Origin of the sequence: Variovorax sp. YR266, assembly GCF_900107295.1 — a bacterium.
In the GTDB taxonomy this organism is placed as follows: Bacteria; Pseudomonadota; Gammaproteobacteria; order Burkholderiales; family Burkholderiaceae_C; genus Variovorax.
The window spans coordinates 162,966-180,094 of record NZ_FNPM01000007.1 but is presented as its reverse complement, the minus strand read 5'-3'; the positions used below and the strand labels follow the sequence as shown (position 1 = coordinate 180,094).

At 64.3% G+C, this 17,129-nt stretch carries 15 protein-coding genes; all 15 read left to right on the top strand.

Annotation, left to right across the window (positions count from 1 at the left end; all coding sequences use genetic code 11):
- Positions 1-21: 21 nt before the first annotated feature.
- Positions 22-999, top strand: a complete 978-nt coding sequence (locus BLW48_RS19415) for a TRAP transporter substrate-binding protein (RefSeq protein ID WP_093051373.1) — start codon at positions 22-24, stop codon at positions 997-999.
- A 64-nt stretch (positions 1,000-1,063) separates the two neighbouring features.
- On the top strand, positions 1,064-1,552 hold the full coding sequence (locus BLW48_RS19410) for a TRAP transporter small permease (protein ID WP_093051376.1): 489 nt from the start codon (positions 1,064-1,066) through the stop codon (positions 1,550-1,552).
- A gap of 6 nt (positions 1,553-1,558) precedes the next feature.
- Positions 1,559-2,854, top strand: a complete 1,296-nt coding sequence (locus tag BLW48_RS19405; protein ID WP_093176999.1) for a TRAP transporter large permease — start codon at positions 1,559-1,561, stop codon at positions 2,852-2,854.
- 14 nt (positions 2,855-2,868) lie between these two features.
- Positions 2,869-4,452, top strand: a complete 1,584-nt coding sequence (garD, locus tag BLW48_RS19400) for a galactarate dehydratase (protein ID WP_093176998.1) — start codon at positions 2,869-2,871, stop codon at positions 4,450-4,452.
- Positions 4,453-4,486: 34 nt separating this feature from the next.
- Positions 4,487-5,248, top strand: a complete 762-nt coding sequence (locus BLW48_RS19395; RefSeq protein ID WP_093077767.1) for an SDR family NAD(P)-dependent oxidoreductase — start codon at positions 4,487-4,489, stop codon at positions 5,246-5,248.
- An 81-nt stretch (positions 5,249-5,329) separates the two neighbouring features.
- Positions 5,330-6,307, top strand: coding sequence for a tripartite tricarboxylate transporter substrate binding protein (locus BLW48_RS19390; RefSeq protein WP_093077768.1), 978 nt, complete (start codon positions 5,330-5,332; stop codon positions 6,305-6,307).
- Between the two features lie 11 nt (positions 6,308-6,318).
- The gene (locus BLW48_RS19385) at positions 6,319-7,386 is read left to right on the top strand and encodes a lactonase family protein (protein WP_093176997.1); all 1,068 of its coding nucleotides are present in this window, start codon (positions 6,319-6,321) and stop codon (positions 7,384-7,386) included.
- Between the two features lie 36 nt (positions 7,387-7,422).
- The gene (locus BLW48_RS19380) at positions 7,423-8,418 is read left to right on the top strand and encodes a Bug family tripartite tricarboxylate transporter substrate binding protein (RefSeq protein WP_093077771.1); all 996 of its coding nucleotides are present in this window, start codon (positions 7,423-7,425) and stop codon (positions 8,416-8,418) included.
- Between the two features lie 104 nt (positions 8,419-8,522).
- Positions 8,523-9,374, top strand: a complete 852-nt coding sequence (asd, locus tag BLW48_RS19375) for an archaetidylserine decarboxylase (RefSeq protein ID WP_093051397.1) — start codon at positions 8,523-8,525, stop codon at positions 9,372-9,374.
- A 136-nt stretch (positions 9,375-9,510) separates the two neighbouring features.
- Positions 9,511-9,942 carry a winged helix-turn-helix transcriptional regulator gene (locus tag BLW48_RS19370; RefSeq protein ID WP_093077949.1) on the top strand — a complete coding sequence of 144 codons (432 nt, stop codon included), beginning with the start codon at positions 9,511-9,513 and terminating at the stop codon, positions 9,940-9,942.
- An 84-nt stretch (positions 9,943-10,026) separates the two neighbouring features.
- Positions 10,027-10,377, top strand: a complete 351-nt coding sequence (locus BLW48_RS19365; protein WP_093176996.1) for an FKBP-type peptidyl-prolyl cis-trans isomerase — start codon at positions 10,027-10,029, stop codon at positions 10,375-10,377.
- 151 nt (positions 10,378-10,528) lie between these two features.
- Complete coding sequence (gene grpE / locus BLW48_RS19360; protein WP_093051400.1) at positions 10,529-11,101, top strand: nucleotide exchange factor GrpE; 573 nt, start codon at positions 10,529-10,531, stop codon at positions 11,099-11,101.
- A 120-nt stretch (positions 11,102-11,221) separates the two neighbouring features.
- Positions 11,222-13,159 (top strand): molecular chaperone DnaK, encoded by a 1,938-nt coding sequence (gene dnaK, locus BLW48_RS19355; protein WP_093051403.1) that lies wholly within the window; start codon positions 11,222-11,224, stop codon positions 13,157-13,159.
- Positions 13,160-13,267: 108 nt separating this feature from the next.
- On the top strand, positions 13,268-14,407 hold the full coding sequence (gene dnaJ / locus BLW48_RS19350; protein WP_093051406.1) for a molecular chaperone DnaJ: 1,140 nt from the start codon (positions 13,268-13,270) through the stop codon (positions 14,405-14,407).
- 763 nt (positions 14,408-15,170) lie between these two features.
- Positions 15,171-17,093 (top strand): PrkA family serine protein kinase, encoded by a 1,923-nt coding sequence (locus tag BLW48_RS19345; RefSeq protein ID WP_093051862.1) that lies wholly within the window; start codon positions 15,171-15,173, stop codon positions 17,091-17,093.
- The last annotated feature ends 36 nt before the right edge of the window (positions 17,094-17,129 follow it).

The following is a 17,129-nucleotide window of genomic DNA, read 5'->3' as shown; positions in this document are numbered from 1 at the left end:
ACCAAGCAGAGGATGAGACAAATGAAATTCACCAAGACCCTGATCGCACTTTCCGCGTGCGCCGCAGCCGCGCTGACCACACTGGCTGCACACGCCACCGAGTTCCGTTCGGCCGACATCCACCCCGACGACTACCCCACCGTGACCGCGGTGAAGTTCATGAGCGAGCGCCTGAAGGCGCTGTCGGGCGGCAAGCACAGCATCAAGGTGTTCAACAACAGTTCGCTCGGCAGCGAGAAAGACACGATCGAGCAGACCAAGATCGGCGCGCTGCAGATGGTGCGCGTGAACATCGCGCCCATGAACAACATCTGCGCCGAGACGCAGGTGCCGACCATGCCCTTCCTGTTCCGTTCGGTCGACCATCTGCACAAGGTGCTCGACGGCCCGATCGGCGAAGAGATCCTGAAGTCGTGCGAGAAGCAGGGCTTCATCGGCCTGGCCTACTACGACAGCGGTGCTCGCTCGATGTTCACGGCCAAGAAGCCGGTGCGCACCTTCGCCGACATGAAGGGCCTGAAGGTCCGCGTGCAGCAGTCCGACCTGTGGGTGTCGATGCTCGAAGCCATGGGCGCCAACGCCACGCCGATGCCGATGGGCGAGGTCTACACGGGCCTGAAGACCGGCCTGATCGACGCCGCCGAGAACAACTACCCCACGTATGAAAGCGCGCGCGCCTTCGAAGTGGCCAAGTACTACAGCAAGACCGAGCACTCCATGGCGCCCGAGATGCTGCTGTTCTCCAAGCGCGTGTGGGACAAGCTTTCGACCGAAGAGCAGGGCTGGATCCGCCAGGCCGCCAAGGAATCGGTGCCCTACATGCGCAAGCAGTGGGAAGAGCGTGAAGTGAAGTCGCTGGCCACGGTGAAGGCCGGCGGTGCCGAGATCATCGAAGTCGACAAGGCCCCGTTCCAGGCAGCAATGAAGCCGGTGTACGACAAGTTCATCACCGACGCGAAGCTGAAAGACCTCGTCAAGCGCGTGCAGGACACGAAGTAAGCCCGCCCTCGTCGACTCGACCCGCTCCCCTCCTTCCCCCTCGGGGGAAGGGCAAAGAAAATCTATGTACACCAAACTTTGCCGCACCCTCGCACGTGCCTGCATGTGGTTGGGCATCTTCGGCCTCGTCGCGGTGATCTGCGCCGTGAGCTGGCAGGTGTTCGGCCGCTACGTGCTCAACAACACCCCCACCTGGGCCGAAAGCCTCGCGCTGCTGCTGGTGCTCTACGTCACCATGCTCGGCGTGGCCGTGGGCGTGCGCGACGCGGGCCACATCGGACTCGAATCCTTCCTCGTGCTCGCGCCCGACTGGCTGCGGCTGAAGATGGAATACCTCATCCACGCACTGATCCTGCTGTTCGGCATTGCCATGGCCTGGAACTGTGCCTCGCTCGCCGAATCGGTGTGGGACTACAGATTGCCCACGCTCTGGATCTCCGAGGGCTGGAAGTACGTGCCCGCCGCCGTGTCGGGCGTCCTCATCGTGATGTTCTCCATCGAACACATCATCGCGCTCGCCCAAGGCCGCGAAGTCGAACCTGCCTGGGCCTGAGCCACCATGACCATTCCTCTGCTCATTCTCTGCATCTCGTTCACGCTCTTCCTGCTGCTGGGCGTGCCGGTCGCTTTTTCCATCGGCCTGTCGGCCCTGGCCACGCTGCTCTATGAAGGCCTGCCGCTGGCGGTCGGCTTCCAGCAGATGACCTCCGGCATGGGCATCTTCTCGTTCCTGGCCATTCCGTTCTTCATCTTCGCCGGCGAGCTGATGCTCTACGGCGGCATTGCGGACCGCATCGTCAACCTGGCTCGCGACCTCGTGGGCCACGTGCGCGGCGGCCTCGGCATGTCGAACGTGGTGGCCTGCACGCTGTTCGGCGGCGTCTCGGGCTCGCCCGTGGCCGACGTCTCGGCCATGGGCGCCGTGATGATCCCGATGATGAAGAAGGAGGGCTATCACGCCGACTACGCAGTCAACGTGACGACCCATGCGGCACTGGTCGGCGCGCTGATGCCGACCAGCCACAACCTGATCATCTATTCGCTCGCAGCCGGCGGCAAGGTGTCGATCGCGGCGCTGATCCTGGCGGCGCTGCTGCCGGCGGCCGTGCTCACCATCAGCAATCTCGCGGCCGCCTACCTGGTGGCGGTGAAGCGCGGCTATCCGGCCGGCAGCTTCCCGGGTTGGTCCATCGTGGCGCGCTCGTTCGCGGCGGCGCTGCCTGGCCTGTTCATCGTGGTGCTGATCCTCGGCGGCATCCTGTCGGGCGTGTTCACGGCAACCGAGTCTGCGGCGGTGGCGGTGCTGTATGCGCTGGGCCTCACGATCTTCGTGTACCGCACGCTGAAGTGGGAACACTTCATCAAGGCGGCCTCGAAGGCGGTGCGCACCACGGGCGTGATCCTGCTGCTGATCGGCATCTCCAGCACCTTCGGCTACCTCATCAGCCTGTACGGCGTGGCCGAGCTCACGGGCGAGATGCTGTCGCAGGTAACCAGCACGCCGTGGGTGATCTTCCTGCTGATCAACATCATCCTGTTCGTGCTCGGCACTTTCCTGGACATGGCGGCCACCATCCTGCTGTGCACGCCGATCTTCCTGCCCATCGCCCAGCACTACGGCATGACCTCGGTGCAGTTCGGCATCGTGATGCTGATCAACTGCGCGCTGGGCCTGAACACGCCGCCGGTGGGCACGACGCAGTTCGTCGGCTGCGCGATCGGCGGGGTGTCTGTGGGCACGGTGATGAAGACCATCTGGCCGTTCTACGGGGCATTGATCTTTGCGCTGGGAGTGGTCACATTCGTTCCCGCGTTCTCGACCTGGCTGCCCGGCATGTTCATGGTCGTGAAGTAAGCAAGGAGCCCACGATGTCCGAACCCACCCGCCCACCGCTCTACATCCGCATCCACGCGGCAGACAACGTGGCCATCGTCGCGAACGACGGCGGGCTTAAGGCCGGCGCGGAGTTCGCCGACGGCCTTCGGCTGGTGGACAACGTGCCGCAAGGCCACAAGGTCGCGCTGGTCGACCTGGCCGAAGGCGACGCCATCCGCCGCTACGACGTGGTGATCGGCTACGCGCTGAAGGCGCTGCCGCGCGGCAGCTGGGTGCACGAGCGCGTGATGCGCATGCCGACCGCGCCCGAGCTCGACGGCCTGCCCATCGCCACGGTCAAGCCCCCTGCCCTGCCGCCGCTGGAGGGCTACACCTTCGAGGGCTATCGCAACGCCGACGGCTCGGTGGGCTCGCGCAACATCCTGGCCATCACGCAGACGGTGCAGTGCGTGGCCGGCGTGACCGACTTCGCGGTGCAGCGCATCAAGGCCGAGTTGCTGCCCAAATACCCGAACGTCGACGACGTGGTGGCGCTGGCGCACACCTACGGCTGCGGCGTGGCCATCGATGCGCCCGATGCCATCGTGCCGATTCGCACGCTGCGCAACATCAGCCTCAATCCGAACTTCGGCGGCGAGGTGATGGTGGTGAGCCTGGGCTGCGAGAAGCTGCAGCCCGAGCGCCTGCTGCCGCCGGGGAGCATTCCCATCGTCGACAAGCGCGGCGAAGCCGAAGGCAAGCAAGGTGACGCGGAGCTCGACGTGGTCTGCCTGCAGGACGACGAGCACGTCGGCTTCATGTCGATGATCGATTCGGTCATGCGGCAGGCCGAGGAACACCTCGCGCGGCTCAACAAGCGCAAGCGCGAAACCGTGCCCGCCAGCGAGCTGGTGGTGGGCGTGCAATGCGGCGGCAGCGATGCCTTCTCGGGCGTCACCGCCAACCCCGCCGTGGGCTTCTGCACCGACCTGCTGGTGCGCGCCGGCGCTACCGTGATGTTCTCGGAAGTGACCGAGGTGCGCGACGGCATCGACCAGCTCACCTCGCGCGCATCCACGCCCGAGGTGGCCGAGGCCATGATCCGCGAGATGGCCTGGTACGACGCCTACCTGGAGAAGGGCCGCGTCGACCGCAGCGCCAACACCACGCCGGGCAACAAGAAGGGTGGGCTGTCGAACATCGTCGAGAAAGCGATGGGCTCCATCGTCAAGTCGGGCTCGGCCCCTATCACCGGCGTGCTCGCGCCCGGCGAGAAGGCAACGCAGAAGGGCCTGATCTACGCCGCCACGCCAGCCAGCGACTTCATCTGCGGCACGCTGCAGCTGGCGGCCGGCATCAACCTGCACGTGTTCACCACCGGCCGCGGCACGCCCTACGGCCTGGCCGAAGTGCCGGTGATCAAGGTCGCCACGCGCAGCGACCTCGCGCGCCGCTGGCACGACCTGATGGACGTGAACGCGGGCCGCATCGCCGACGGCGACGCCACCATCGAGGACATCGGCTGGGAGATGTTCCACCTGATGCTCGACGTGGCCAGCGGCCGCAAGAAAACCTGGGCCGAGCACTGGAAGCTGCACAACGCGCTGGTGCTGTTCAACCCGGCCCCGGTCACCTGACTCTTTTCATTCCCTTCAGACACGGAGCGACGACATGGAAGACCTCAAGGACAAGACCGCGCTCGTCACCGGTGCCAGCACCGGCATCGGCGCCGCCGTGGCCATCGCATTCGCCGCACGCGGCATGCGTGTGGCGGTGCACTACAACAGCTCGGCCGATGCAGCGAACCGCGTGGTCGACACCATCCGCGCGGCCGGCGGCACGGCCTTCGCGCTGAAGGCCGACGTGCGCGACACGGCCGCAATCCGCGACTGCGTGAAGCAGGCCGCGGCGCAGTTCGGCCGCATCGACGTGCTGGTGAACAACGCCGGCAGCCTGGTCAAGCGCGTGCCCATCGCCGAGTTCGACGATGCGCTGTTCGACGAGGTGATGCACATCAACGCGCGCTCGGTGCTCGCGTTCTGCCGCGAGGTGGTTCCGCTGATGCGCACCCAGGGCGGCGGCAACATCATCAACGTGACCTCTGTCGCGGCGCGCACCGGCGGCGGGCCGGCCGCATACCTCTATGCGGGCTCGAAGGGCTTCGTGAGCACGGCGACGCACGGCCTGGCGAAGGAACTGGTGGGCGACCGCATCCGCGTGAACGCAGTGGCACCGGGCGTCATCCAGACGCCGTTCCAGGACCGCTTCTCGACGCCCGCGATGCTGGAGAACTTCCGCGCCAGCATTCCGATGGGCCGCATCGGCGAGCCCGAGGAATGCGTGGGTGCTTTCCTCTATCTCGCCTCCGAACAGCTCTCGGGCTATGTCACCGGGCAGGTGATCGAGGTGAACGGAGGCCAGTACATGCCCTGACGCGCGAGGACAGTGAGGAAGCCCACAGAGGAAATACCCCCGGGGCTGAAGGATCAGATCAACAACGGAGACAAAGACATCATGAAGAGAAGCCAACTTCTTCGCGGCATCGCCGCCCTCTCGGCCACGGCCGCGCTCTCGCTCGGGCTGGCCGCGCCGGCCGCGGCGCAGGCCGATTTTCCGAACCGCACGATCGAGCTGCTGGTGCCCTACCAGCCCGGCGGCGGCACCGACGGCCTGGCGCGTGCGTTCGCCGAAGCGAGCCGCAAGCACATCTCGCAGAGCATCGTGATCGTCAACCGCCCCGGCGCGGGCGGCGCCATCGGCTGGACGGAAGTGATCAACGCCAAGCCCGACGGCTACAAGCTCGCGGTGCTCACGGTCGAGCTGCTGACGCTGCCGCACCTGGGCCTGGCCAAGTTCAACTACGACGACTTCCAGCCCATCGCACAGCTCAACGCCGACCCGGCCGCGATCACGGTGAAGGCCGATGCGCCATGGAACACCATCGAGGAATTCCTCGCCGCCGCGAAGAAATCACCGGAAAGCGTGCGCGTGGGCAATTCGGGCAACGGCTCGATCTGGCACCTTGCTGCCGCAGCACTGGAAGACAAGACCGGCGCCAAGTTCGGCCACATTCCGTTCCAGGGCGCAGCACCCGCCGTGCTGGCGCTGCTCGGCGGCCACATCGAAGCCGTGGCGGTGAGCCCGGCCGAAGTGACGACGCACGTGCAGGGCGGCAAGCTCAAGGTGCTGATGGTGATGGCCGACAAGCGCGTGAAGGGCTTCGAGAAGGTGCCTACCGCCAAGGAGCGCGGCATCGACCTGTCGATCGGCACCTGGCGCGGCCTCGGCGCGCCGAAGAACACGCCGCCCGAAGTGATGGCGAAGCTGCGCGAGATCACAGCGAAGACCGCCGCCGAGCCGCTGATGCACGAGGTAATGGACAAGCAGAACCTGGGCTATGTCTACACCGACGGTGCCGTGTTCAAGGAAACGCTGGCGAAGGACAACGTGTACTTCAAGCAGCTCATCACCAAGCTCAACATCAAGCCCTGAGCCGCACAGCCATGAAGAAAACAACCATCGCATCGCTGCTGTGGCTGGCCGCCATCGGCCAGGCTTCGGCCGCGACCTGGGTCTATGTGTCGAACGCCGACAGCCAGGAAATCTCGGTGCTCGAACTCGACCGGGCCCAGGGCGCGCTCAAGCCCGTTCAGACGCTGAACGTCGGCGGCACCGTGATGCCGATGGTGGTGAGCCATGACAAGCGCATGCTGTATGCCGCACTGCGCTCGCAGCCGTTTCGCGTGACCGCGCTGTCGATCGACGGCGCCACCGGAAAACTGCAGAAGCTCGGCGAAGCGCCGCTGGCCGACAGCATGGCCAACATCGACCTGGACGCGAGCGGCAAATGGCTCTTCGCGGCCTCGTACCAGGGCGGCAAGATCACGGTCAACGCCGTCGGAAAAGACGGCGCGGTGGGCCCTATTCACCAGCTGATCCAGACCGGGCCCAACGCGCACGCGATCCATGCGGACGCGAGCAATCGTTTCGTACTCGCAACCAGCCTCGGCGGCGACAACGTGTCGAGCTGGCGCTTCGATGCGGAGAAAGGATTGCTGTCGCCCAACGATCCGCCGCTGACCACCACCGCCGCGAAGGCGGGCCCGCGCCACTTCGTCTGGGACAAGGCGCAGCGGCACGTCTATCTGCTGGATGAACTCGACGCGGCGCTGCACGTGTTCGCGTGGGATGCCGCGCGCGGCACGCTCAAGCTCGAACAGAGCACGACCACGCTGCCCGCCGGCTTCACCGGCAAGCCCTGGGCCGCCGACCTGCACCTGACACCCGACGGGCGCTACCTGTACGCGTCGGAGCGCACGTCGAGCACTCTCTCGACATTCAAGGTCGATGCCGCCACGGGGCAGCTTCAGCCGCTCGGACAGACCCCGACCGAGAAAACACCGCGCGGCTTCGCCATCGATGCCACCGGCCGCTACCTGATTGCCGCAGGGCAGGAGTCGAACGGCATCTCGCTCTACGCCATCGACGCCGCCACCGGTGCGCTGGGCAAGCCCCAGCACCTGGACGTGGGCAAGAACCCGAACTGGATCGAGATCGTCGACATGCCCTGACGGGCACCGCACCACACTTCAACAGGAGACCTTCGCATGCAACGCCGCACACTCATTCGCACCGCCCTCGCCTCTTCGCTCGCCGCCGGTCTTCCGGTGGCCTTCGCGCAGAGCAGCAACAACTGGCCGACGGGCAAGGCCATCACTTACCTCGTGCCCTTTCCGGCGGGCGGCACCACCGACGTGCTGGGCCGGCTGATCGGGCAGAAGCTCGGCACCGTGCTGGGCACCAGCGTGATCATCGACAACAAGGGCGGCGCTGGCGGCAGCGTGGGCTCGGAAGTCGGCGCGCGTGCGGCGCCGGATGGCTTCACGCTGATCGGCGGCACCATCAGCTCGCACGCAATCAACGTGAGCCTGTATCCGAAGATCGGCTACGACCCGCAGAAGTCGTTCGCGCCGGTGACGCTGATCGGCACCAACCCGGTGGTGCTGGTGGTGAACCAGGCGAGCCCGTACAAGACGCTGAAGGACGTGATCGCGGCCAGCAAGGCCAAGACGGGCGGGCTCTCGTCGGCCTCGGCCGGCACGGGCACTTCGCAGCACCTGGCGCTGGAACTGCTGGCCTTCAAGTCGGGCGTGAAGTTCACTCACATTCCTTACAAGGGCAGCGGCCCGGCGATCCAGGACGTGATCGGCGGACAGGTCGACATGATGTTCGACACCACGGTGGTCGCGGGTCCGCACATCCAGAGCGGCAAGCTGCGCGCGATTGCCGTCACATCGTCGAAGCGCCTGGCCTCGATGCCCGACGTGCCGACGGTGGCCGAGTCGGGCGTGCCGGGCCTGCAAGACTTCGAGGTGGTGTCGTGGCAGGCGATCTTCGTGCCTGCGGGCACGCCTGCACCGGTCGTCGACAGGCTGCACACCGAGATCCGCAAGATCCTCGCAACGCCCGAGATGCAGGACAAGCTCAAGGGCTTCGGCATGGAGCCGACCGACCTGAGCACCACGCAGATCGCGGCGTTCCAGAAGGCCGAGGTGGAGAAGTGGGCGCAGGTGATCAAGGCGGCAGGCATCAAGGCCGATTGACCGGCTGACTGCGGGCCGGGCGAACCAAGGGAAGCTTCCTACGCCCCGAGGAAGAAGCGCTTTATAGAATGCCCCTCCGATTCCGCATTCCAGGCCTTCCCCACGTGTCCGACCGCTCTGCCGTACTGCCCCAATACCTGTTCCCCAAGCAGGCCCTGACCAATTTCGCCGGCTGGGTTGCGGGCAAGGAACGGGGCGCCGTGACGACGTGGATCATCCGGCGCTTCGTGGCCAAGTACGGCGTGGACATGGGCGAGGCGCTCGAGTCGGACATCCAGCACTACAAGAGCTTCAACCAGTTCTTCACGCGCGCACTCAAGCCTGGTGCGCGGCCGCTCGCGCAGGCCGACCTGGTCTGCCCGGTAGACGGCGCGATCAGCCAGTTCGGCGCGATCCAGGGCGACCAGATTTTCCAGGCCAAGGGCCACAACTACACGACCACCGCACTGGTCGGCGGCGACGCTACGCTGGCCGCGAAGTTCGCGCACGGCAGCTTCGCCACGCTGTACCTGAGCCCCAAGGACTACCACCGCATCCACATGCCTTGCGACGGGCGGCTTGTGCGCATGATCCATGTGCCGGGCGACCTGTTCTCGGTGAACCCCACCACGGCGCGCGGCGTGCCCGGCCTGTTCGCGCGCAACGAGCGCGTGGTGTGCGTCTTCGAATCGGCGCATGGGCCCTTCGTGCTGGTGCTGGTGGGCGCCACCATCGTCGGCAGCATGGCCACCGTATGGCACGGCGTGGTCAATCCGCCGCGCGTGGGCGAGCTGCGCGAGTGGCACTACACCGACCAGCAGATCGACATCCGCAAGGGCGACGAGATGGGCCGTTTCTTGCTCGGGTCGACGGTCGTCATGCTGTTCCCGGCGCCCGCGCTGGCCTTCAACCAGGACTGGTCGCCCACCCGCGCGATCCGCCTGGGCGAAGCCATGGCCAACTACACCAATTTGTGAGTGTTTGTCTCACAACCCGCATGCAGCATGCCCTGACAGCTATAAAACTAGTAGCATCCTCATCGATTGCGCTATAGTCGCCGGCCAACGAGACGGTTCATACCAACCACAAGAACGCTTCGAGGAGATGATGTCGATGAGTACCAAGGAAAACGCAGCCGTCAGCCAGTTGCTCGCCCTGCTCGAAGCCCGCTACGCGCTGCGCGTGCTCTGGGCCCTGCGCGACGGCCATGCGCAGACCTTCCGTTTGCTTCAGGACAGCGTGGGCAGCATCACTCCCAACACGCTCAACACCCGCATCAAGGAACTGCGCGAAGCCGGCATCGTCGGCCACGGCAGCGATGGCTACAGCCTCACGCTCAGCGGCCAGGACCTGCTCAAGCGCCTTTCCGACCTGCAGGCCTTTGCCGGCAAATGGCAACTGGGACAACTCAAGAAAGCAGCAGCACCCGCAGCGGTCGCATCGCCCGCCGCGCCGGTTTCCCCAGCGGCCGCACCCGCTCCGGCCCCGGTGGCGGCACCTGCGTCCACACCCGCGCCCCCTTCCGACGACACCAGCCAGAGCTGACGGACCACAGGCCTGCCTGTCCGGCATCGGTAAACTCCGCGCCTTCGATCCACTGATCTCACATCGACGCAAGGAGCGTTTCTCATGCCCACCACTTCCTCCGGCCTGCAATACGAAGACACCGAAGTCGGCACCGGCGCCGAAGCCAAGGCCGGCCAGCACGTGCACGTGCACTACACCGGCTGGCTCTACAACGACGGCGTGCAAGGCGCCAAGTTCGATTCGAGCCGCGACCGCAACGACCCGTTCGCGTTCTCGCTGGGCGCGGGCCAGGTCATCAAGGGCTGGGACGAAGGCGTGGCCGGCATGAAGATCGGCGGCAAGCGCACGCTGATCATTCCCGCATCGCTGGGCTATGGCGCCCGCGGCGCCGGCGGCGTGATCCCCCCGAACGCCACCCTGAAGTTCGACGTCGAGCTCCTGGACGCACACTGAGCATTCGAGCCGACGGCTCCAAGGCCCGATTCCGGGCCTTTTTCATGCCTCCGCGGCCCTTTTGGCCGCGTTTTTTCGCTTGAAATGCTTTGGGCCAGCCCCATGTGGCTGGCTAACGTTTGTTTTCCGGCACACGCCGGTTCTTTGAAAAATGTCTGACCCGCAACAATCCGCACAGAATTCTCAAATGCTGCAAGGCGAGCCAAGCCCCGAAGAACTGGAGGCTGCGCACGCCGCCAATGAAGCCGAGGCGCTCGACGCCCTGGCCGTGGCACAAGGCGAGCTCGCCGCCCTGCAGACCAAGAATGCCGAACTGGCCGACCAGTACCTGCGCGCCCAGGCCGATGTGCAGAACGCTCGTCGCCGCGCCGACGACGAGATCACCAAGGCCCGCAAGTTCGCCGTCGAGGCCTTTGCCGAGAGCCTGCTGCCGGTGACCGACAGCCTCGAAGCCGGCCTGGCCATCAAGGACGCCACCCCCGAGCAGATCCGCGAAGGCGCCGAAGCCACGCTGCGCCAGCTCAAGAGCGCGCTCGAACGCAACAAGGTGATCGAAGTGGCCCCCGCACCCGGCACCAAGTTCGACCCGCACCAGCACCAGGCCATCTCGGTGGTGCCCGCCGACCAGGAGCCGAACACCGTGGTGAGCGTGCTGCAGAAGGGCTACACCATCAACGAGCGCGTGCTGCGCCCGGCGCTGGTCACGGTCAGCGCGCCGAAGTAATCCGCGGCATTCGCCAGCACACAAGATTCCCACAGGAAATCCCCGCTTCATACCTTGAATCGCGACGGGTTATCCACAAGTTCATAACAACATATTTTTCAGGCTTCAGGAGTAAAGAACATGGCAAAGATCATCGGCATCGACCTCGGCACCACCAACTCGTGCGTGTCGATCATGGAAGGCAACACCACGCGTGTGATCGAGAACTCGGAAGGTGCGCGCACCACGCCGTCGATCGTCGCGTACCAGGAAGACGGTGAAGTGCTGGTCGGTGCCTCGGCCAAGCGCCAGGCCGTTACCAACCCCAAGAACACGCTGTACGCGATCAAGCGACTGATCGGCCGCAAGTTCGAGGAAAAGGAAGTCCAGAAGGACATCGACCTGATGCCCTACACCATCGCCAAGGCCGACAACGGCGACGCATGGGTGGAAGTGCGCGGCAAGAAGATGGCCCCGCAACAGGTCAGCGCCGACATCCTGCGCAAGATGAAGAAGACCGCCGAAGACTACCTCGGCGAAACCGTGACCGAAGCCGTGATCACGGTGCCGGCCTACTTCAACGACGCCCAGCGCCAGGCCACCAAGGACGCCGGCCGCATCGCGGGCCTCGACGTCAAGCGCATCATCAACGAGCCCACCGCTGCCGCCCTGGCCTTCGGCCTCGACAAGCAGGACAAGGCCGACCGCAAGATCGCCGTGTATGACCTCGGCGGCGGTACCTTCGACGTGTCGATCATCGAAATTGCCGACGTCGACGGCGAGAAGCAGTTCGAAGTGCTGTCGACCAACGGCGACACCTTCCTGGGCGGCGAAGACTTCGACCAGCGCATCATCGACTACATCATCGGCGAGTTCAAAAAGGACCAGGGCGTCGACCTGAGCAAGGACGTGCTGGCCCTGCAGCGCCTGAAGGAAGCCGCTGAAAAGGCCAAGATCGAACTGTCGAACAGCGCGCAGACCGACATCAACCTGCCCTACATCACGGCCGATGCCTCGGGTCCGAAGCACCTGAACATCAAGCTCACCCGCGCCAAGCTCGAAAGCCTGGTCGACGAGCTGATCGAGCGCACCATCGCTCCCTGCCGCGTGGCCATCAAGGACGCCGGCATCAGCGTGGGCGACATCAACGACGTGATCCTAGTCGGCGGCATGACCCGCATGCCCAAGGTGCAGGACAAGGTGAAGGCCTTCTTCGGCAAGGAGCCGCGCAAGGACGTGAACCCCGACGAAGCCGTGGCTGTCGGCGCCGCCATCCAGGGCCAGGTGCTCTCGGGCGACCGCAAGGACGTGCTGCTGCTCGACGTGACCCCGCTGTCGCTGGGCATCGAAACGATGGGCGGCGTGATGACGAAGATGATCGCCAAGAACACGACGATCCCGACGAAGTTCGCGCAGACCTTCTCGACCGCCGAAGACAACCAGCCGGCCGTGACCATCAAGGTGTTCCAGGGCGAGCGCGACATCGCCGCGGGCAACAAGGCGCTCGGCGAATTCAATCTCGAAGGCATTCCGCCGGCATCGCGCGGCACGCCGCAGATCGAGGTGAGCTTCGACATCGACGCCAACGGCATCCTGCACGTCGGCGCGAAGGACAAGGGCACCGGCAAGGAAAACAAGATCACCATCAAGGCGAGCTCGGGCCTGTCCGAGGACGAGATCCAGAAGATGGTGAAGGACGCCGAACTCAACGCCGAAGACGACAAGAAGAAGCTCGAAATCGTGCAGGCGCGCAACCAGGGCGAGGCAATGGTGCACAGCGTGAAGAAGTCGCTGGGCGAACATGGTGCAAGCCTCGAAGCCGCCGAGAAGGACGCGATCGAAGCAGCGATCAAGGACCTGGAAGAAGCCCTCAAGGGTGAAGACAAGACCGCGATCGAGGAAAAGACCAACACGCTGATGACCGCAAGCCAGAAGCTGGGCGAGAAGATGTACGCCGAATCGCAGGCCGCGGCCGGCGCCTCGGCCGCCTCCGGCCCGGGTGGCGCGGAAGCTGCTGCAAGCGCGCAGGCCGACGACAACGTGGTCGACGCCGAAGTGAAGGAAGTCAAGAAGGGCTGATCTTCAGTCCCTTGAGCAAGGCTGGAACACCTGAAAAGGTGCTCCAGCCTTTCTCGCTTCAAGTTACCCGAGTTCCCGCTGCTTCCCTGATCTGCTGATCGACCTGCCATGGCCACCAAACGCGACTACTACGAAACCCTCGGCGTCCCCAAGAACGCGAGCGAGGAAGAAATCAAGAAGGCTTATCGCAAGCTTGCGATGAAGCACCACCCCGACCGCAACCACGGCGACACCTCGAAGGAGGCCGAGGCCAAGTTCAAGGAGGTGAAGGAAGCCTACGAAATGCTGTCCGACGGACAGAAGCGCGCGGCCTACGACCAGTACGGCCATGCCGGCGTCGACCCCAACATGCGCGGCGGCCCGGGCGCCGAAGGCTTCGGTGGCTTCGCGGAAGCCTTCGGCGACATCTTCGGCGACGTATTCGGCGGCGGCGGCCGAGGCCGCACCAGCAGCGGCCGCCAGGTGTTCCGCGGCAGCGACCTGAGCTACGCGATGGAGATCTCGCTCGAAGAGGCTGCAGAAGGCAAGACCACCGAGATCCGCATCCCCACCTGGGACGAGTGCGACACCTGCCATGGCTCGGGCGCGAAGCCCGGCACCAAGCCCATCACCTGCACGACCTGCCACGGCGCGGGCGCGGTGCAGATGCGCCAGGGCTTCTTCAGCGTGCAGCAGACCTGCCCTACCTGCCACGGCAGCGGCAAGATCGTTCCCGAGCCCTGCACCGTGTGCCACGGCCAGGGCAAGATCAAGCGCAACAAGACGCTCGAAGTGAAGATCCGCGCAGGCATCGACGACGGCCAGCGCATGCGCGTGACCGGCAGCGGCGAGCCCGGCGTCAACGGCGGCCCGCCGGGCGACCTGTACATCGAGATCCGGCTCAGGAAGCACGACATCTTCGAGCGCGACGGCGACAACCTGCACTGCGTGGTGCCCGTGAGCATGACCACGGCGGCGCTGGGCGGCGAGATCAACGTGCCCACGCTCAAGGGCGCGGCGGCCATCGACATTCCCGAAGGCACGCAAAGCGGCAAGCAGTTCCGCCTGCGCGGCAAGGGCATCAAGGGCGTGAACTCGAGCTACCCCGGCGACCTCTACTGCCACGTGCGCGTCGAGACGCCGGTGAAGCTCACCGAGTTCCAGCGCAAGCTGCTGAAGGACCTCGACGAGTCGCTCAAGAAGGGCGGCGAAAAGCACAGCCCGACCGACAAGGGCTGGTTCGACAAGGCGAAGGAATTCTTCAGCTGAGCTGCCTTGTGAGCACCAAAGGCGTGCAGGGACTGGCCAGCTGCCTGAATCCCTGCCTCATCCGGCGCCAGCGTTACACGTCGGACCTGTTCTCCATCTGAGATATGTAACGCCGGGGGCTTCCACTTCAGTGGATGCCACCACCTCCAACCAGGGCCGCTTAGCGGCCCTTTGTCATGCTGGAGTCGCCGGACTGGTGCATCCAGGCCTCCCAGGCCCGTAGCAGGCACATTGGCAGTGCGTCCCGCACCTCTGCGGTACATGCCGACCCGCGCCCAAGCTTCCTTCCCACGCCAACACGCGCAAGCGGCCCATCAAAAAGTGGCGCGAGGATTGCTTTTATATTTTTTTTGGCTGTGCAATAAACCAAACGACAGACCGCGCGTTATTGCAGGAGACGCCCGTTTTTTTGAGCCCCGAGGCTCAATAGGCGATGCTTTCCCGGAGAAAAGGCAAAAACGGACGATAGCCATTTGGCATAGGTGTTTTCACCCGGGGAGAATTGGGAAAGCGAGCCTTTGAATTTAACTGAAATCCGGAAATTTGTTCCTTGTTTTTCGTTGAACTTTACTCGTCCGTGTGGTTCTGAATTAACAAATGATTTGCCGGGTTCAATCTTTGCTTTATGCTGATTGTTAGCAGATTGTTGTAAGGGAGTTTTCCGCGGCATGCAGCCATGGGCAGGCACACCTTTAAATGTTGCGCAAGGCCTTTGCTGCACGCCATCGGGCTAAAAGCCCACTGACTTGATGGAGGCGTGACCATGGATGTGATCAGCAACTTTGCCGCCCGCTACGAGCGCACCCGCGAGGAAGTCATCTCGCTGCAGGACTACCTGGATATCTGCAAGCGTGACCCCACGGCCTACGCCACTGCCTCCGAGCGCATGCTCAAGGCCATCGGCGACCCGGAGCTGGTCGACACGCGCAACGACCCCCGTCTTTCGCGCATCTTCGCCAACAAGGTCATCAAGATCTATCCGGCGTTCAAGGAGTTCTATGGCATGGAAGACGCCATAGAACAGGTGGTGTCCTATTTCCGACACGCAGCCCAGGGGCTGGAAGAAAAGAAGCAAATCCTTTACCTGCTGGGCCCGGTCGGTGGCGGCAAGAGCTCGATCGCCGAACGCCTGAAGCAGTTGATGGAGCACGTGCCCTTCTACGCCATCCAAGGCTCACCGGTGAACGAATCCCCGCTCGGCCTCTTCGACACGCTCGAAGACGGCGAGATCCTTGAAAAAGAATACGGCATCCCCCGCCGGTACCTGAATCGAATTCTCTCGCCCTGGGCCGTCAAGCGGCTCGAGGAGTACGGCGGCGACATCCGCCAGTTCAAGATCGTCAAGCGCTTCCCGTCGGTGCTGCGGCAGATCGCCGTCGCCAAGACCGAGCCCGGCGACGAGAACAACCAGGACATTTCCTCGCTGGTCGGCAAGGTCGACATCCGCAAGCTCGAAACCTATGCCCAGGACGATCCGGACGCCTACGCCTACTCCGGCGGCCTTTGCCTGGCCAACCAGGGCCTGCTGGAGTTCGTGGAAATGTTCAAGGCGCCCATCAAGGTGCTGCACCCTCTGCTCACGGCAACGCAGGAAAGCAACTTCAAGGGCACCGAAGGCTTCGGCGCCATCCCGTTCGACGGCATCGTGCTCGCGCACAGCAACGAGAGCGAGTGGAAGGCCTTCCGCAACAACAAGAACAACGAGGCTTTCCTCGACCGGATCTACATCGTCAAGGTGCCCTACTGCCTGCGCGCCTCGGAAGAAATCAAGATCTACGAGAAGCTGGTGCGCAACTCGTCGCTGGCCCAGGCACCCTGCGCGCCCGGCACCCTGCGCATGATGGCCCAGCTCTCGGTGCTCACTCGCCTGAAGGAGCCCGAGAACTCCAGCACCTTCAGCAAGATGCAGGTGTACGACGGCGAGAACCTCAAGGACACCGACCCCAAGGCCAAGTCGATCCAGGAGTACCGCGACTACGCGGGCGTCGACGAAGGCATGAGCGGTGTGTCCACGCGCTTCGCCTTCAAGATCATCTCGAAGGTCTTCAACTTCGACAGCTCGGAAGTGGCCGCGAACCCGGTGCACCTGATGTATGTGCTCGAACAGCAGATCGAGCGCGAGCAGTTCGCGCCCGAGATCGAGCAGAAGTACATCAGCTACATCAAGGAGCTGCTGGCGCCTCGCTATGCCGAGTTCATCGGCAAGGAGATCCAGACCGCCTACCTCGAGAGCTACAGCGAGTACGGCCAGAACATCTTCGACCGCTACGTCACCTACGCCGACTACTGGATCCAGGATCAGGAGTTCCGCGACGTCGACACCGGCGAAGTGTTCGATCGCGCCTCGCTCAATGGCGAACTCGAAAAAATCGAGCGGCCCGCCGGCATCGGCAACCCGAAGGACTTCCGCAACGAGATCGTCAACTTCGTGCTGCGCGCACGGGCCGGCAACGCGGGGCGCAACCCGGCGTGGACCAGCTACGAAAAGCTGCGCGCGGTGATCGAGAAGAAGATGTTCTCCAACACCGAAGAGTTGCTGCCGGTGATCAGCTTCAACACCAAGAGCAGCGCCGACGAGCAGAAGAAGCACGAAGACTTCGTGACCCGCATGGTCGAGAAGGGCTACACGGCCAAGCAGGTTCGCCTGCTCTGCGAGTGGTATCTGCGGGTGCGCAAGAGTTCATAAAAAGACGACCCTTCGTTCGTTCTCTCTTTGCAAGGA

What these genes read in the sequence shown, in the direction of transcription:
- dnaK (WP_093051403.1), top strand. Translation starts at nt 11,222, where the DNA reads ATGGCAAAGATCATCGGCATCGACCTCGGCACCACCAACTCGTGCGTG.
- BLW48_RS19395 (WP_093077767.1), top strand. Translation starts at nt 4,487, where the DNA reads ATGGAAGACCTCAAGGACAAGACCGCGCTCGTCACCGGTGCCAGCACC.
- dnaJ (WP_093051406.1), top strand. Translation starts at nt 13,268, where the DNA reads ATGGCCACCAAACGCGACTACTACGAAACCCTCGGCGTCCCCAAGAAC.
- BLW48_RS19385 (WP_093176997.1), top strand. Translation starts at nt 6,319, where the DNA reads ATGAAGAAAACAACCATCGCATCGCTGCTGTGGCTGGCCGCCATCGGC.
- garD (WP_093176998.1), top strand. Translation starts at nt 2,869, where the DNA reads ATGTCCGAACCCACCCGCCCACCGCTCTACATCCGCATCCACGCGGCA.
- BLW48_RS19345 (WP_093051862.1), top strand. Translation starts at nt 15,171, where the DNA reads ATGGATGTGATCAGCAACTTTGCCGCCCGCTACGAGCGCACCCGCGAG.
- BLW48_RS19370 (WP_093077949.1), top strand. Translation starts at nt 9,511, where the DNA reads ATGAGTACCAAGGAAAACGCAGCCGTCAGCCAGTTGCTCGCCCTGCTC.
- BLW48_RS19410 (WP_093051376.1), top strand. Translation starts at nt 1,064, where the DNA reads ATGTACACCAAACTTTGCCGCACCCTCGCACGTGCCTGCATGTGGTTG.
- BLW48_RS19415 (WP_093051373.1), top strand. Translation starts at nt 22, where the DNA reads ATGAAATTCACCAAGACCCTGATCGCACTTTCCGCGTGCGCCGCAGCC.
- BLW48_RS19390 (WP_093077768.1), top strand. Translation starts at nt 5,330, where the DNA reads ATGAAGAGAAGCCAACTTCTTCGCGGCATCGCCGCCCTCTCGGCCACG.
- BLW48_RS19380 (WP_093077771.1), top strand. Translation starts at nt 7,423, where the DNA reads ATGCAACGCCGCACACTCATTCGCACCGCCCTCGCCTCTTCGCTCGCC.
- grpE (WP_093051400.1), top strand. Translation starts at nt 10,529, where the DNA reads ATGTCTGACCCGCAACAATCCGCACAGAATTCTCAAATGCTGCAAGGC.
- BLW48_RS19365 (WP_093176996.1), top strand. Translation starts at nt 10,027, where the DNA reads ATGCCCACCACTTCCTCCGGCCTGCAATACGAAGACACCGAAGTCGGC.
- BLW48_RS19405 (WP_093176999.1), top strand. Translation starts at nt 1,559, where the DNA reads ATGACCATTCCTCTGCTCATTCTCTGCATCTCGTTCACGCTCTTCCTG.